We start from the raw sequence: 16,086 nt of genomic DNA, 5'->3' as shown, positions 1-16,086 counted from the left end.
GTCCGGCACGCCGTTCTCCGGCCCGCCGGGATGACGGGCGACGGGCGCGACGTGCGACTGTCCGCCAATCCTACCGGTTTCCCGCGGTGAGGTGCACACGGAAGTACTCGCCGTCACCAGCCGCGTTCACTCCACTCCCGCAGCTTCGGGCGTTCGGCTCCGACCGTCGTTCCGTCGCCGTGGCCCGGATGGATGACGGTGTCGTCCGGGTAGACGTCGAAGACGCGGGTCGAGACATCGCACAGGAGCCTCCGGAAGTCGCCGTCACCGTTCGTCTTCCCGACGCCACCCGGAAATAGGCTGTCGCCGACGAACAGGTGTTTCGTGCCGTCGAGCGTGGCCTCCACGCAGAGCCCGCCAGGGGTGTGGCCCCGCAGAACGACGACCGGGAAGGTCATGCCCTCCCAGTCGAGCGTTCCTCCGTGGTCGAGCTCGACGTCGACGTCGGAGGGAAGAGCCGGGGCGTCCAGCGACGACGAGTAGTGCGTGGCTCCGGTCGCCCTGAGGACATCGGGCAGGGCCCGGACGTGGTCCCAGTGCCGGTGGGTGGTGACGACGCCGGTGATCCGCGCGTCGTGTTCGGCGGCGAACGCGATCAACCGCTCGGCGTCGTCCGCGGCGTCGATCAGCAGGGCCCGGTCGCCGGCGAAGAGGAAGTAGCAGTTGTTGTCCATCTCGGACACGGACAGGGAGCGCAAGGTGACTTCATGGGACATGCCGACCAGAGTAGCCAAACAATCCAGTCGTTGATATGTTCGATACTGTTTGCCCTCAACACGTCCAACGGAAGGTACCGAAGCCAGTGGCTGATCGGCTCATCGTGCGCGGAGCGCGCGAGCACAATCTCAAGGGGGTCGACATCGACCTTCCCCGGGACACGATGGTTGTTTTCACCGGCCTGTCGGGCTCCGGAAAGTCCTCCCTGGCCTTCGACACGATCTTCGCCGAGGGGCAGCGGCGCTACGTCGAATCGCTCTCCAGCTACGCCCGGCAGTTCCTCGGTCAGATGGACAAACCGGACGTGGACTTCATCGAGGGCCTTTCGCCGGCCGTGTCCATCGACCAGAAGTCGACGAACCGGAACCCCCGTTCCACCGTCGGCACGATCACCGAGGTCTACGACTACCTCAGACTCCTCTACGCCCGGGCCGGAACGGCCCACTGCCCCGAATGCGACGCGGTCATCGAGCGCCAGACGCCGCAGCAGATCGTCGACCAGGTGCTCGACATGGAGCAGGGCCTGAAGTTCCAGGTTCTCGCACCGGTCGTGCGGACCAGGAAGGGAGAGTTCGTCGACCTGTTCGCGGATCTCGCGGCACAGGGGTACTCACGTGTCCGCGTCGACGGTGAGGTGCACCAGCTCTCGGATCCGCCGAAGCTCGAGAAACAGGTCAAACACGACATCGAGGTCGTCGTCGACCGACTTCAGGTCAAGTCCAGTCAGAAGCAGCGTCTCACCGACTCGGTCGAGACCGCCCTCGGACTGGCGGACGGGGTCGTCATCCTCGATTTCGTCGGGCTGGACGACGAGGACGAGAACCGGACCCGGAGGTTCTCCGAGAAGATGGCGTGCCCGAACGGCCATCCGCTCGGCGTCGACGAACTCGAACCCCGCAGCTTCTCCTTCAACTCCCCGTACGGTGCCTGCCCCGCCTGCGACGGTCTGGGCACGAAACTCGAGGTCGACATCGACCTCGTCGTCCCGGACCCCGACGCGCCACTGATCGAGGCGATCCAGCCGTGGAGCACGGGCTTCAACACCAAGTACTTCGGGAAACTGCTCACCGGTCTCGCGCAGGCGATGGACTTCAGCGAGAACACCCCCTTCAGTGAGCTGACCGCGGCGCAGCGCAGGGCCGTCCTGCACGGCAGCAGGCACCAGGTGAGCGTCCGGTACAAGAACCGTTACGGTCGGATCCGCAACTTCACCGCCCCCTTCGAGGGAGTGCTCCCGTATCTCCAGCGCAAACTGGACCAGACCGATTCCGACAGTCAGAAGGACCGGATCCTGTCGTACATGCGGGAGGTCCCGTGCCCGACGTGCTCCGGAACGAGGCTCAAGCCCGAGATCCTCGCGGTCAGGCTGGCCTCGGAGAGCCACGGCGAACAGTCCATCGCGGGCCTCACCCAGCTGTCGGTCGCCGACGCGGCCGCGTTCCTCGACACGCTCACCCTCGGGAGGCGGGAGCAGATGATCGCGGGGGCCGTGCTGAGGGAGATCCAGGCGCGCCTGAAGTTCCTGCTGGACGTCGGTCTCAACTATCTCTCACTCAACCGTGCCGCCGGCACGCTCTCCGGCGGCGAAGCCCAGCGGATCCGGCTGGCCACCCAGATCGGCTCCGGTCTGGCGGGCGTCCTCTACGTCCTCGATGAACCGTCGATCGGTCTCCACCAGCGCGACAACCAGCGCCTGATCACGACACTCGAACATCTCCGGGACATCGGCAACACCCTCATCGTCGTCGAACACGACGAGGACACCATCAACGCGGCGGACTGGCTCGTGGACATCGGACCGAGGGCGGGTGAGTACGGCGGCGAGATCGTCTACCAGGGTGAACCCGACGGCATCCGGAACTGCCCCGATTCCCTGACCGGGCAGTACCTCTCCGGGGAGCGGGTCCTCGGGGTGCCGGAGGAACGCAGGGCGATAGACCGGGACCGGATGCTCACCGTCGTCGGTGCCAGGGAGAACAACCTCGACAACGTCGACGTGAACCTGCCCCTCGGCGTCCTGTGCTGCATCACCGGCGTATCGGGTTCCGGCAAATCCACCCTGATCAACCAGATTCTCGCCAGGGTCCTGGCGAACCGGTTGAACAAGGCCCGCCAGGTTCCCGGTAAGGCCAGGCGGGTGGACGGGATCGAGCACCTGGACAAACTCGTGCAGGTCGATCAGTCACCGATCGGCCGGACCCCGCGTTCGAATCCCGCGACATACACCGGGGTGTTCGACAAGATCCGCACCCTGTTCGCCGAAACCAATGAGGCGAAGGTCCGCGGATACAAACCCGGACGTTTCTCCTTCAACGTCAAGGGGGGACGTTGTGAGGCCTGTCGTGGTGACGGGACCCTGAAGATCGAGATGAACTTCCTGCCGGACGTGTACGTGCCGTGCGAGGTGTGCGAGGGCGCCCGGTACAACCGTGAGACCCTCGAGGTCAGGTACAAGGGAAAGTCGATAGCCGAGGTGCTCGACATGCCCATCAGTGAGGCCGCGGAGTTCTTCCGGCCGATCACCTCGATCCACCGGTACCTGAACACGCTGGTTGATGTCGGCCTCGGATACGTGCGTCTCGGACAGTCCGCGACGACCCTGTCCGGTGGGGAGGCGCAGCGGGTCAAGCTCGCGAGTGAACTGCAGAAACGGTCCAACGGCAGGACGATCTACATCCTCGACGAACCGACAACCGGCCTGCACTTCGAGGACATCCGCAAGCTCATGCTGGTGATCCAGGGGCTCGTGGACAAGGGCAACAGCGTGCTCATCATCGAGCACAATCTCGACGTGATCAAGGCGGCGGACTGGATCGTCGACATGGGTCCCGAGGGTGGCGCCGGCGGCGGGCGGGTCGTCGCAGAGGGAACCCCGGAGGACGTCGCAGGGGTGGAGGGTTCCTACACCGGACAGTTCCTCCGCCCGCTGCTCACCACCTCCGGGTGACAGGGGACCGTCGACCGGGTCACCGGTCCGTGGCGGACCGGTCACCGCCGGTCGTCTCCGGTCGGGACGACGGCAGCGGTGGCTCGGTCCGCACCGTGGTGTCACCGACCGGGTCCGTCCGGTCACGACGGGCGCGGAGTGTCGCGATGCTCAGCAGGGCCACACCGGATACCAGGAAAGCGAGGACCCGGGGTATCCCGCTGATGGTCCCCAGGTCGACGAGGATCAGTTTCGCTGTACCTGCGGCAGCCAGGAGGACCCCCGCCCCCAGGGACGCCTGAGCACTGAGATCACGCGCCCAGAGGAGCACGTAGGCGGCGAGAGCGATCCAGAGCACCGACACCGTGGCGTGGCCGAGGAAGAACCCGAGCTCGGCGGAGCCGGTGAGGGCACCGGCACGGGTGAACACGGCGACCACCGCGGTAGCCGACAGGTGCAGAGCCACCACCGCGAGCACGATCTTCCCCGGAACCGGTATCCCGGTGAAACGGGACCGGGTGAGCAGCACCGTGGCGATCAGGACGATGATGAGCAACCCCATGACGGACGGTGGATTCTCCCGCAGTCCCCCGATGTCCCGGTACCACACCATGAACGAGACGTTCAGGGTGTAGAGCAGCACCGCCAACGTCCAGGTGATCCACGGCCAGGGGGTGGGGAGAACCCGGGGTAGAACGGTGACGGCGAGGACGGTGGCGGCCAGGAAGAACGCGGGGAGGAACGGGAGGATGTACGTTGCCGTCGACCAGATCCGCAGCGTGTCCGTCATGATGAAGAACGACAAGGGAGCGGCGGCTGCGCCGACCGAGATCAACGTCGGTGCGACGAAACGGGCCGGGGACGGGCGTCCCCCGCTGTCCCCGGTCGAGCGCAGTGTGTGCCCGACGACGATCATCGCGACCGACAGGAGCAGAGGGAGCGTGTACACCACCTGCGGCATCTGCTCGACCGGGTTCATGAAGAATATGACGAGCACGGTCAGTGCCGGAGCCCACGCCGCAGCCAGCTTCTCGGCCCCGGCCGATGTCGGCACCGGGTCCCTGACGACCACCGTGGTGAACATCACCGCGACGATGACGGCCCCCGCGAATTCCGGCCAGGCACTGTCCAGGCTCAATATGAGGGTCCACGAGGCGAGTGCAGTGGCGCCGAGTGCCGATCCGGCGGCGACGATCCTCGACCGCCGCCAACCGAGACCTGCGGTCGCGACGAGGAGGAGCAGCCCCGGGACACCTGCGGGCCACGCCCGGTCGATCGCGGTGACGTCGTTCCCGACGGGAGACCAGTTCCACACGATCATGAACAGGGTCACACCGATGGTGAGCACCAGCCCCGGAAGCTCCATCCTCCACCTGCGCACACGGGAGAGGCACAGGCCGAACAGGACCAGACTGAGGGTCGACCCCACCCACACCGGCAACCACCTGTAGTCGAAAACCACGAACCAGGTCGTCGTCAGACCGGTGAGCAGCGCCGTGAACAGCAAAGAGGTGATGATCGTCGGAGTATTCGAGGCCCGTTCACTGAACCGGTGGCGCACCACCACCGCCCCGGCGCCGAGCACGGCGGCCAGGAGATAGGCGAGGATCACCCGGCCGACGGGGCCGAGCAGCCCGCTCTGCGCGGCGAGAACCACGAGCAGCGCGACACCACCGAGAGTGATCAGCGCGCCGCCGACAGCGAGGAGCCTGATGACGACGTTCTCCGAGTGCCACCACGGCTCACGTGGGGAGGGGGTCGCCGCCCCGGCACGCCGTGGACCGGCTGGCGCGGCGTGTGTTCCCGCGTCCCCGACGGGCGCGGTCTTTTCTTCCCCCGTCGGTCCTTCCGCGGGAGGCGGTCCCCCGTCGAATGAGGGGTGACGGGGCGGTTCCGGTGGGACCGCCCGTCCGTGCTCCGTCGGGAGAGGGTGGTTCGGCCGCACCTCCCCGTCAAGCGCCCGGAGCACCCGGTGACGGGCCTCCGTGAGTGCCTGTTCGGCGGCATCGAGACTCCGGAGCGCTTCCGCCAGAGCCTCCCGTTTCCTGTCGTTGGTCGGCATGTCTCCAGAGTCTAGGTCGCGCCGCGGAAGACCGTCAGCCCCGGAGACGACCCCGGCTCCCGGGTAGCGTAACCGGTACCATCCGTGGTGGTGTGTCCGGAACATGCCCGGTTAAGTGTGCCGTGGAGAGCCACCGGCGGTCGCCGGCAGTGTGTGAACCGGACCGCGCGCACTATCCTCGTGGGTGCGGCCCTGAACCGGCCCCGAGCACCCCGGTACGTGCACACAGTGAACGTGAGCTGTGTGCACCCCGGGGACGATGAACGGCATGAATGGAACAGAGACGAAGAGTTGTGAGGTGTACCCGTGACTGACACGAACGGACGCGACGGTTCCAACGGTCGGGGCGATCAGCTTCCGGGCGGCACCGGTGGGGGACGGGACCCGTGGGGTGATGTTCCCCCGGAGAGTGACGTGTTCGCGCACGGTCCCGGATCCGGCTGGAACCCCGGTTCCGATCCGGAACCGACCCGGTACATGACCCCCGTCGGTTCCGGGGCCGCCGGGGCTCGGGTTCCGCAGCAGGTGCCGCCGGCCGGATACACGACGGTCGTGGGGCCACGGAAACGGGGGGCCACGGGAGTCGTGATCGGTTTCCTCGTCGTCGTCATCATCGCCGCACTCTCCGTCGTGGCACTCGGTTTCACCGTGCTCGGATGGGGGGACACCGGTCGCGGCGCCCCGAAGTCCCCGGAGACGCCGGCGGTGGTCGACACCGGCACCGTGACGGCGAATCCGTCCGGGGAGACGGCGAGGGAGACCGCATCCCCGTCCCCGTCCACGGAATCCGAGACGGATGAGGCGGAGAAGACGACGAAGAAGACAAAGGAGAAGTCGTCGACGGAGAGAACGACCACGAAGACGACGACGAAGAAACCGAGGTTCTCGGTTCCGGACGGTGCGACAGGGTGCGGTGAATCCGGCGGATCCGGCGTGTACGCCGGGACCGACGTGACCAGCTGCGGTTTCGCGATGAACGTCGGTAAGCAGATCGCGGGTCAGGGCGGTAATTCGTCCCGGTCGATCTCCGCCGTGTCACCGGTCACCGGAAAGAGTTACCGCATGAAGTGTTCACCGAAGGGAGCCGGCGCCTGGGTCTGCAGGGGCGGAGACAACGCCGTGGTCTACGTCAGCCCCTGACCCGGTCCGGAACAGAGCCGGTACGTGGAACGGGGGAGAGGCCATCGGGTTTGGATGCGGCGGGTGGCCGTGATACAGTTCAGATCACTACCGCCCAGTGTGGGCTTCTCCCCTTGTTCGATCATCGAACGGTGCCCGACGCCTTTTGCCGGTGTCGATTACCTCGATGATCTCGATACGGGAAAGCACACAGGGCCGCAAAGTGGAGGTCCCTCCCACCATACGCCGCCTGGCCCCGAGCCAGGTTGGACAGTGGTTGTCGCGTAGTGTCGATCGTCCGGTTCATCCGGCGGTCCGCCCGCTGAAGTCAGAATTCGGTGGATGTCGGAACGTCGGGGGATCCCGTGCCATCGACCGAACGCCCGGATCTCCCGTTGTCTCCGTCACGTCGTGACGGGTCAGCGGGTTTCGTCGTTTCCGGGTTTATCGCGGTGTACGGGACATCCAGGTTGCGGTGCGGTATCACGCATTATTCACTGCAACCCTAGGAGTACACATCAGCGCTGAAGCTCGCATCAATGAGCGAATTCGAGTCCCTGAGGTCCGTCTCGTCGGACCCGGCGGCGAGCAGGTCGGCATCGTCCGTATCGACGACGCCCGGAAGCTCGCGTATGACGCGGACCTGGACCTGGTCGAGGTCGCGCCCACCGCAAAGCCCCCGGTCTGCAAGATCATGGACTACGGCAAGTTCAAGTACGAGGCCGCGCAGAAGGCGCGCGAGTCCCGGAAGAACCAGCAGCAGACTGTTGTCAAGGAGCAGAAGCTTCGTCCCAAGATCGACGACCACGATTACGAGACGAAGAAGGGTAATGTGGTCCGGTTCCTTGAAAAGGGTTCCAAGGTCAAGGTGACCATCATGTTCCGGGGCCGAGAGCAGTCGCGGCCGGAGCTCGGTTACCGGCTGCTGGATCGACTGGCACAGGACGTCGCCGAGTACGGCGTCGTCGAGACCAAGCCGAAGCAGGACGGGCGCAACATGACCATGGTCATCGGTCCGCTCCGCAAGGGCAAGAAGTAAACAACTAGCTTTTTAAGGACATCACTCATGAAGCAGAAGACCCACAAGGGCACCGCAAAGCGAATCAAGGTCTCCGGTTCCGGCAAGCTGCGCCGCGAGAAGGCCAACCGTCGCCACCTCCTCGAGGGAAAGCCCTCCACCCGGACCCGTCGCCTGAAGGGCACCACGGACGTCTCGAAGGCCGACTCCAAGCGCGTCAAGCGTCTCCTCGGCCGGGCGTGATGCCGGGCCGCCGGTACCGGCGGTCAGCGTCCCCCTCCAAAGTAACTAACCCCCAAGATTCGTAAGGAAGTTTTACCGTGGCACGTGTCAAGCGGTCAGTGAACGCCAAGAAGAAGCGTCGCGTCATCCTCAATTCCGCCAAGGGCTACCGTGGACAGCGCTCACGCCTGTACCGCAAGGCCAAGGAGCAGATGCTCCACTCGATGACCTACGCGTACCGCGATCGTCGCGCACGCAAGGGCCAGTTCCGCCGCCTGTGGATTCAGCGCATCAACGCGGCGGCCCGGATGAACGGCATCACCTACAACCGCCTCATCCAGGGCCTGCGGCTCGCCGAGATCGAGGTCGACCGCAAGATCCTCGCCGAGCTCGCCGTCAACGACTTCGGTGCCTTCTCCGCGATCTGCGAGGCCGCCAAGGCCGCCCTCCCCGAGGACGTCAACGCACCGAAGGCCGCCTAGGTCACCGGATCCGGAACCACCCCACCGGGTGATTCCCGAAACCGCCCCCTCCCGCACCGGGAGCCGGGGCGGTTTTCCCGTCCGCGGCCCGGCACCCGGCGTCCACCGGACGACGGGGCACTCCACCGCCGCTGCTAGGTTGGATCGCATGCACCTCGATTTCTCCGAACCAGCGACAGAGCGGACCCCCCGTGTGGTGTCCGCCGTCAAACTCCACCGCAGCGCCGGGCGGCGCAAGGCCGGTCTGTTCCTCGTCGAGGGGGTCAACTGCGTCGAGGCGGCCGTCGAGCGGGGAGTGGCCACGGACATCTTCGCCACCGAGCACGCCGCCGGTCGGTTTGCGGGCCTTCTCAACACGGCCGCGTCAGCCGGGGTGTACCTTCACCCGGTCACCGACAGAGCCGGTCGGCAGTTGTCGGACACCGTGACCCCGACCGGCCTGGTCGCGGTGTGCAGACCGGTGCTCACAGGTCTGGATGAGGCGCTCGTCGCGGATCCCCGCCTGGTCGCGGTTCCGGTGGAGACGTCGGAGCCCGGCAACGCGGGAACCGTGATTCGTGTCGCCGACGCCGTCGGTGCCGACTCCGTGATCTTCACCGGGGACACGGTTGATCCGCAGAACGGGAAATCCGCCCGGGCCTCGGCCGGATCACTGTTCCACCTGCCCGTGGTGCGGTACCACTCGCACACCGATGTCATCGGCAAGCTCCGGGAGCGGGGGCTGACGGTCATCGCCACTGCAGCGGACGGTGAACTCAGTCTCGATGAAGCGGACCGGGTCCTCGGCGGACCGACCGCGTGGCTCTTCGGCAACGAGGCACACGGTCTGCCCGAGGATCTGCTCGGGGCCGCCGACCACCGGATCCACATCCCGATCCGGGGACGTGCGGAATCCCTGAACCTGGCCACGGCCGCGGCGATCTGCCTCTACGCCTCCGCCCGGGCGCAACACCGCTCCTGAGAACCGGGCGACGGGTCCCCGCAACATCGTCCCGGTCACACGACCGGGTAAGATCCTGCAGAGCACGGTTACCCGCATGATCCCGGGAACCCGTGGGTGGGAGTGCCGGTGATGCCGTGGCCGTATCCCTCCACCGAACAACCGATCGATCCACCAGACCCAGAAGGAGTCAGAGCCCCGGTGACTGACAGCCAGCTGACCGAAGCCAGCCTCAATCAAGCGGCCGAGGAGGCGATCGCCGCGTTCGCCGCCGCCGACTCACTCGAGGAGCTCGCCGTCGTCCGGCGTTCTCATCTCGGCGACGATGCGCCGATTCCCCAGGCGCGCCGCTCGCTCGGGTCGATTCCCAAGGATCAGCGCAAGGATGCGGGCCGGCTCGTCAACATGGCCCGGGGACGGGTGGAGAAGGCGTTCGCCGAGGCGAAGACCCGGCTCGAGGAGAAGCGCAACGCCGAGGTGCTCGTCGCCGAGCGCGTCGACGTGACGCTGCCCACCGGGCGGACCCAGCCGGGTGCGATGCACCCGATCACCACCCTGAGCGAACAGATCGCCGACATCTTCGTGGGCATGGGCTGGGAGATCGCCGACGGCCCCGAGGTGGAGGCCGAGTACTTCAACTTCGACTCCCTGAATTTCCTGCCCGATCATCCGGCCCGCACCCTGCAGGACACCTTCCACATCGCACCCGAGGGCTCCTCCCAGGTGCTGCGGACACACACCTCACCGGTGCAGATGCGGACCATGCTGTCGCGTGATGTGCCGATCTACATCGCGTGTCCGGGACGGGTCTTCCGGACGGATGAGCTCGATGCGACGCACACCCCGGTGTTCCACCAGATCGAGGGCCTGGCCGTCGACCGCGGTCTGACCATGGCGCACCTCCGTGGGACGCTCGATCACCTCGCCCGGACCCTGTTCGGGCCCGACACCCGTACGCGGATGCGCGCCAACTACTTCCCCTTCACCGAGCCCTCCGCAGAGGTCGACGTCTGGTTCCCGAACAAGAAGGGCGGGGCCGGCTGGATCGAATGGGGCGGCTGCGGCATGGTCAACCCCAACGTTCTGAGGGCCGCCGGTATCGATCCGGAGGAGTTCACCGGCTTCGCGTTCGGGATGGGGCTGGAGCGGACCCTCCAGTTCCGCAACGGACTGTCCGACATGCGTGACATGGTCGAGGGCGACATCCGTTTCACCCAGCCGTTCGGCGTGCAGGTCTGACCGACCCTTCCCTCCAGCTTTTCACCACCGCTTTCAACCCCCCAGGAGAACCCCACATGCTCATCGCCAAGAACTGGGTCACCCGGCTGCTGCGCTCCGCCGACGGATCCCAGTCGGACTGGTCGGTCACCGACACTGAACTCGACAGCGGCTTCGTCCGTGTCGGTTTCGAGACCGAAGGCTTCTCCGCCATCCCCGAGACCACCGGTCCGCTCGTGATCGGCCGGGTGGAGTCGATCGAGGAGCTCACCGGATTCAAGAAGCCCATCCGACACTGCCACGTCAACGTAGGCGACGCCAACGGGACCGGGGAGCTGCAGTCGATCGTCTGCGGCGCCCGCAATTTCAGCGAGGGAGACTACGTCGTGGTGTCTCTTCCCGGCTGCGTGCTTCCGGGCAACTTCGAGATCGCCGCGCGTGAGACCTACGGGCGGATGTCCGCGGGCATGATCTGTTCCGCCGCTGAACTCGGGCTCACCGCCCAGCAGAACAAGGGGATCATCACCCTCCCGGCCGACGGGGACCACGAGCTCGGTTCCGATGCGCGCGACGTCATGGGACTCGATGACACGGTGTTCGACGTCAACGTGACGCCGGACCGTGGCTACGCGCTCTCCGCGCGGGGGTTGGCCCGCGAGATCGCGAGCGCCTTCGGCCTCGCGTTCACCGATCCGGCGCTCCAGCCGGGTGTGGCGGGCATCGACGTCTCGGTGCCCACGCCCGACGGTGAACTACTGACTGTCGATGTGCGTCCGGAGACGAAGGCCGTCCGGTTCGGACTCCGCCGGGTGACGGGAACCGCTGCCGGAGCCGAGTCGCCGCTGTGGATGCAGCGGGAGCTGATGCTCTGCGGCCAGCGGCCGGTCAACGCCGCCACCGACGTCACCAACTACGTGATGATGCTGTTCGGGCAGCCGATGCACGCCTTCGACGCGGCCCGGATCACCGGTGACACGCTCGTCGTGCGTCGCGCGGAGAAGGGGGAGAAGCTCGAGACCCTCGATGACGTGACGCGCACCCTCGACCCGGAGGACGTCGTCATCGCCGACGATTCGGGTGTGCTCTCACTGGCGGGTGTCATGGGCGGAGCCTCCTCCGAGATCAGCGACGACACCTCTGACGTCTATCTGGAGGCCGCGAACTGGGACCCGATCACCGTCGCCCGGACCTCCCGCAGGCACCGGTTGTCCAGTGAGGCCTCGCGCCGATTTGAGCGGGGGGTCGATCCCGCTCTCGTCGAGGTCGCGCTCGACGTCGCGGCCCATCTGCTGGCCCGGATCGCCGGAGGCTCCGTGGACTCCGGGCGGACCCTGGTCGGTGACGTCCCCGCCATGCCGACGGTACGGATGGACGTCAACCGCCCCGCGCGTATCGCGGGGATGGACATCAGCCACGACACCGTCATCTCCCGTCTCGAGGAGGTCGGATGCGCTGTCGACCGCGACGGTGACGTCCTCACGGTCACACCCCCGACGTGGCGCCCCGACATCACGATGGACGCGGACCTCGTGGAGGAGGTGCTGCGCCTCGAGGGGCTGGAGGACATCCCCTCCGTCGTCCCCACCGCCCCGGCCGGCCGCGGCCTGACCCCCGCGCAGCGGCGGCGCCGCGCGATCGGTCACGCCCTCGCCTACAACGGCTACACCGAGATCCTCCCGAGCCCGTTCACCGAGGCCGACGTCTTCGACGTCTGGGGGCTCGACGCGGACGATCCCAGGCGGCGGACCGTCGCGGTGCTCAACCCGCTCGAGGCCGACCGCTCCGTCCTCGGCACGACCCTGCTGCCGAACATGCTGGACGCCGTGCGGCGCAACGCCGCCAGGGGGCAGCGCGACGTCTCGCTCTACGGGGTCGAGCAGGTCACGATCGCGGGGGAGATCGACCGGTCACCGATGCCCGACGTCCGGAGCCGTCCGTCGGATCAGGCTGTCTCGGAACTCCTCGCCTCGCTGCCCGCGCAGCCGCTGCACGTCGCCACCGTCGGTGCCGGGGACATCGAGGCCGCCGGCCCGCTGGGATCCTCCCGCGCCTACACGTGGGCTGATTCGGTGGAGTCGGCACGCGTCGTCGCCCGAGCCGCCGATGTCGAGATCGAGGTCTCGGCCGCCGAACAGCTTCCCTGGCACCCGGGCCGGTGCGCCGCGCTGAGTGTCGACGGAACCGTCGTCGGGTACGCCGGGGAGCTGCATCCGCAGATCCTGGAGCGCGCGGGCCTGCCCGCGCGCACCTGCGCGATGGAGCTGGACGTCACGGCACTGCCGTTCGCCCCCTCGACACCGGCGCCGGTGCTGTCCCCGTTCCCGGCGCTGATGCAGGACATCGCACTCGTGGTCGACGAGGACGTTCCGGCGGAGGACGTGCGCCGGACCCTGCTGTCGGCGGCTGGGGAGCTGATCGAGAGCGTCGAGCTCTTCGACGTCTACCGCTCGGAGAGCCTCGGCGATAACCGGAAGTCGCTGGCGTTCGCGCTGCGGTTCCGGGCCACCGACCGTACGCTGACCGACGACGAGTGTTCGGAGGCGCGGCTCGCCGCGGCCGACGCGGCGGGTCGGGAGCACGGCGCCACAATCCGCGCTTGATCCGCACCTATTCCGACGGCCCGGCCCGTGACGGGGCGGGCCGCTTTCTCGACCGGGGTGGGAGAGGTGTATGTCGGGGGTGGCGGCTGGCTTCCACGATGCCCGTATAGTTCCGGTTTTGCGCTGAACTCACTAAAGTCAACTGCTGTGAACCGACTGATACGCAGATGGGCGTCCCTGTTCTTCATTGATGCACTGACCGGCATGGCCTTCGGGTTGTTCGCCACCCTCATCGTGGGAACGATCATGGTCCAGCTGGGCCGCCACGTTCCGGGGACCATCGGCGAGTTCCTCGTCGTCACCGGATCCGTGGCCTCGGTGCTGACCGGATTCGGTATCGGCATCGGTGTCGCCCACCGGCTCTCGGCGTCGACCTTCGTCATCGCGGGTACCGGCGTCGCGGGCATGGTCGGTGCCCACGCGGGCAAGATCCTCGGGGGAGGGGTCGTCGACGGCCTGTCCTTCCAGCTCCTCGGCCCGGGAGAGCCGTTGGGGGCGTTCATCGCCGCGTTCATCGCTGTCGAGTGCGGGTTGTTCGTGTCGGGACGGACCCCCGTCGACATCCTCGTCACCCCGCTGGTGACCATCTGCTCGGGTTCGGCGGTCGGCCTGCTCATCGGCCCGACGATCTCCGAGTTCATGACGGCGCTGGGGGAGATGATCAACTGGTCCGCTCAGCGGCAGCCGTTCCTGATGGGCATCCTCGTCGCCGTGATCATGGGCATCTGCCTGACCCTGCCGATCTCATCGGCGGCCCTGGGCATCATCCTCGGATTGTCGGGACTGGCGGCGGGTGCCGCAACAGTGGGCTGCTGCTGCCAGATGGTCGGTTTCGCGGTCGCCAGCTGGCGGGAGAACCGCTGGGCGGGTCTGGTGTCCCAGGGGCTGGGCACTTCGATGCTCCAGATGCCGAACATCGTCCGTCGTCCGGTGATCTGGCTGCCGCCGATCATCGCCTCTGCGATCCTGGGGCCGATCGCCACGACCGTGTTCGCGATGGAGAACAACCCGGCCGGGTCGGGCATGGGGACCTCGGGCCTCGTCGGCCAGCTCATGACCTGGAGCGTCATGTCCCCCGACCACGGTGCGGTGTCCCTCACGCTGATGATCCTCGGACTGAACATCGTCGGTCCCGCACTGGTGACGCTCCTGATCTCCGAGGCAATGAGACGGGCCGGCTGGATCCGTCCCGGCGACATGGCGCTCGAACGACCGGAGAAGACCCGGGGAACCGCGAACTCGGAGGCCGTCGCGGCGGGGGTTCCGGCCTCCTGAGAGTGCCCCGGCCGCCGGTTGCGGTGTCGCCGGCCAGGGCACCGATTCAGAGAATCTCCCTCAGGTCCTCGTCGAAATCCTCGAGAATCTTCTGCCCCACGTCCTCCCTGTTCTGTAGTTTGACCGCGTTTTCCACCGCCTCCTGTGTCATGAGGCCGGCTTTTTCGAGCGTCAGCTTGAGCAGCATCCTGGCCATCAGTTCCACGTTCCTGATGCGGGCGTCGACGTCATCGTCGAACGCCGTGAGCGCGTCCAGCTTTCCGGAGAGATCCGTGCCGGTGTCGTCGAGGATCCCGTCCGCCCGGTCCGCGGCTTCGCTCAGTGCCGCAGCGGCGTCGTAGAGGGCGTACTTCAGGTTCTCCCGGTAGACGACCACCTCCTGTGCCGCGTCGAACTCGATCGGGTCCGTCGCGGTGTTCTCCCAGGTGTCCAGGATGTCCGCTCCCTCGATCATGGAATCGGATACGGCACGCCACTTCTCCGGGTCCCTGTCGGCGAGAGCGAAGAAGTACTCCTTGGGCGGCCCGAGTTCGTCGGGATCCGGTGGCAGGATGGGGATGAGCGGTTCCCCCTCCGATCTCGGGTAATCGGTGACGGTTTCGGCCGATGGATCCTTCCGGAGCATGCCGGCCTCCTCCATGGCGATGGTCCAGCCGTCCCTTGCCTGTTGCAGTCTGACCGCTGCATCCGCGAGGGGCAGCACGACACGGTCGTCCAGAACCTTGTCGTAGTCCCGGAAGACGTGGGAGCAGGCCGGGATCCGTCTGGCTGCTGCGTCCTGTTCCGGTGGCAGATTACCCACCTCCGTGCTGAAGTCGTAGTAGATGCCCTTTATCTCCGGGTGGCCGGTGAGGAGTGGGAGGGCCTCCGCCATCTGTGCCGGAGACGCGTCCGGGGAGACCATCGGCTCGATGCGGTCGAATCTCGATGCGAGGTCGTCACCGGAGCGGGCGATGACCTCGTTCGCCGGTTCCGGCAGGGTCGAGGTGGCCGTCCGGAATGATGTGATGGCCCGCCTGAGATCGCCCGCGATCACTTCCGGGGCGATCCCTTCCTCGGCCTTGAAATTGGTGAACTGGAGGTCGCTGTACCCCTGACAGACCGCGGTGACGTACTCACCGTCGGGAATCCGGGATCTCCACCGGAGTTCATCCTCGGTCGGCTGTCGGACCGGGGCCTCGATCGTGTCCGCGGCCCGGTGGGTCGGTGCCGGTGACACTTCGGTGCGGGTCGGCGGCTCGGGGGACGGATCTCCCCCGCACGCGGTGAGGGCTCCCGCAGTCAGCACGGCGGACAGTGCCAGTCGGGGGAGCCTGCCGGTGGTCCGTCTTGTCGTGAACATGGTTTCCTCCGGGTGGGTGGTACCGCCGGTGCGGAGTGACACCGGGGCGGATGCGGAGCTGCTACCGCCGATTCTAGGGTTCGCCACGCAGCAGGGGAGCGACTCCGTCCTAAGCGGGGGGGGAACGGAGGTGGTGGCCAACGAGGGAATGCATAATTTGCATAA

12 protein-coding genes are annotated in these 16,086 nt (G+C 67.0%); 9 read left to right on the top strand and 3 right to left on the bottom strand.

Going from position 1 to position 16,086, the window contains the following annotated elements; translation table 11 throughout:
* Window positions 1-113: 113 nt before the first annotated feature.
* On the bottom strand, window positions 114-716 hold the full coding sequence (locus KRX55_RS04045; protein WP_218406533.1) for an MBL fold metallo-hydrolase: 603 nt from the start codon (window positions 714-716) through the stop codon (window positions 114-116).
* Window positions 717-802: 86 nt separating this feature from the next.
* Between KRX55_RS04045 and uvrA the strand changes: the two genes are divergently transcribed.
* Window positions 803-3,664 (top strand): excinuclease ABC subunit UvrA, encoded by a 2,862-nt coding sequence (uvrA, locus tag KRX55_RS04040; RefSeq protein ID WP_218406532.1) that lies wholly within the window; start codon window positions 803-805, stop codon window positions 3,662-3,664.
* Between the two features lie 19 nt (window positions 3,665-3,683).
* On the opposite strand, the gene KRX55_RS04035 is transcribed toward uvrA, so the two are convergent.
* A complete protein-coding gene (locus KRX55_RS04035; protein ID WP_218406531.1) occupies window positions 3,684-5,705 on the bottom strand; it encodes a DUF2339 domain-containing protein in 2,022 nt (673 codons plus the stop codon).
* 306 nt (window positions 5,706-6,011) lie between these two features.
* Here KRX55_RS04035 and KRX55_RS04030 point away from each other — a divergent pair, with 306 nt between their 5' ends.
* The 8 genes from KRX55_RS04030 (at window position 6,012) to KRX55_RS03995 (ending at window position 14,579) form a co-directional block, all read left to right on the top strand.
* Window positions 6,012-6,845, top strand: coding sequence for a hypothetical protein (locus KRX55_RS04030; RefSeq protein WP_218406530.1), 834 nt, complete (start codon window positions 6,012-6,014; stop codon window positions 6,843-6,845).
* A gap of 454 nt (window positions 6,846-7,299) precedes the next feature.
* A complete protein-coding gene (gene infC, locus KRX55_RS04025; protein WP_200259364.1) occupies window positions 7,300-7,863 on the top strand; it encodes a translation initiation factor IF-3 in 564 nt (187 codons plus the stop codon).
* 27 nt (window positions 7,864-7,890) lie between these two features.
* Window positions 7,891-8,085 carry a 50S ribosomal protein L35 gene (gene rpmI / locus KRX55_RS04020; protein WP_200259366.1) on the top strand — a complete coding sequence of 65 codons (195 nt, stop codon included), beginning with the start codon at window positions 7,891-7,893 and terminating at the stop codon, window positions 8,083-8,085.
* 77 nt (window positions 8,086-8,162) lie between these two features.
* Window positions 8,163-8,546, top strand: a complete 384-nt coding sequence (gene rplT / locus KRX55_RS04015) for a 50S ribosomal protein L20 (protein WP_198737254.1) — start codon at window positions 8,163-8,165, stop codon at window positions 8,544-8,546.
* 148 nt (window positions 8,547-8,694) lie between these two features.
* The gene (locus KRX55_RS04010; RefSeq protein WP_218406529.1) at window positions 8,695-9,507 is read left to right on the top strand and encodes a TrmH family RNA methyltransferase; all 813 of its coding nucleotides are present in this window, start codon (window positions 8,695-8,697) and stop codon (window positions 9,505-9,507) included.
* Between the two features lie 180 nt (window positions 9,508-9,687).
* Window positions 9,688-10,725, top strand: coding sequence for a phenylalanine--tRNA ligase subunit alpha (gene pheS, locus KRX55_RS04005; protein ID WP_200259372.1), 1,038 nt, complete (start codon window positions 9,688-9,690; stop codon window positions 10,723-10,725).
* A 56-nt stretch (window positions 10,726-10,781) separates the two neighbouring features.
* Entirely contained in the window at window positions 10,782-13,304 is a 2,523-nt protein-coding gene (pheT, locus tag KRX55_RS04000) for a phenylalanine--tRNA ligase subunit beta (protein WP_218406528.1), read from the top strand.
* A 147-nt stretch (window positions 13,305-13,451) separates the two neighbouring features.
* A complete protein-coding gene (locus tag KRX55_RS03995) occupies window positions 13,452-14,579 on the top strand; it encodes a PTS transporter subunit IIC (protein WP_218406527.1) in 1,128 nt (375 codons plus the stop codon).
* A gap of 46 nt (window positions 14,580-14,625) precedes the next feature.
* Here KRX55_RS03995 and KRX55_RS03990 read toward each other — a convergent pair whose 3' ends face one another.
* Complete coding sequence (locus KRX55_RS03990) at window positions 14,626-15,921, bottom strand: hypothetical protein (protein WP_218406526.1); 1,296 nt, start codon at window positions 15,919-15,921, stop codon at window positions 14,626-14,628.
* Window positions 15,922-16,086: the final 165 nt, after the last annotated feature.

This window comes from Corynebacterium sp. TAE3-ERU16 (assembly GCF_019209935.1).
GTDB lineage: Bacteria > Actinomycetota > Actinomycetes > Mycobacteriales > Mycobacteriaceae > Corynebacterium > Corynebacterium antarcticum.
The sequence above is the reverse complement of the archived record's forward strand: the minus strand, read 5'-3'. Positions and strand labels throughout refer to the sequence as shown.

Bases quoted from the DNA above. Each gene is read 5' to 3' on its own strand.
- KRX55_RS04010 (WP_218406529.1), top strand. From the start codon at position 8,695: ATGCACCTCGATTTCTCCGAACCAGCGACAGAGCGGACCCCCCGTGTG.
- KRX55_RS04035 (WP_218406531.1), bottom strand. From the start codon at position 5,705: ATGCCGACCAACGACAGGAAACGGGAGGCTCTGGCGGAAGCGCTCCGG.
- KRX55_RS03990 (WP_218406526.1), bottom strand. From the start codon at position 15,921: ATGTTCACGACAAGACGGACCACCGGCAGGCTCCCCCGACTGGCACTG.
- rpmI (WP_200259366.1), top strand. From the start codon at position 7,891: ATGAAGCAGAAGACCCACAAGGGCACCGCAAAGCGAATCAAGGTCTCC.
- pheT (WP_218406528.1), top strand. From the start codon at position 10,782: ATGCTCATCGCCAAGAACTGGGTCACCCGGCTGCTGCGCTCCGCCGAC.
- KRX55_RS04045 (WP_218406533.1), bottom strand. From the start codon at position 716: ATGTCCCATGAAGTCACCTTGCGCTCCCTGTCCGTGTCCGAGATGGAC.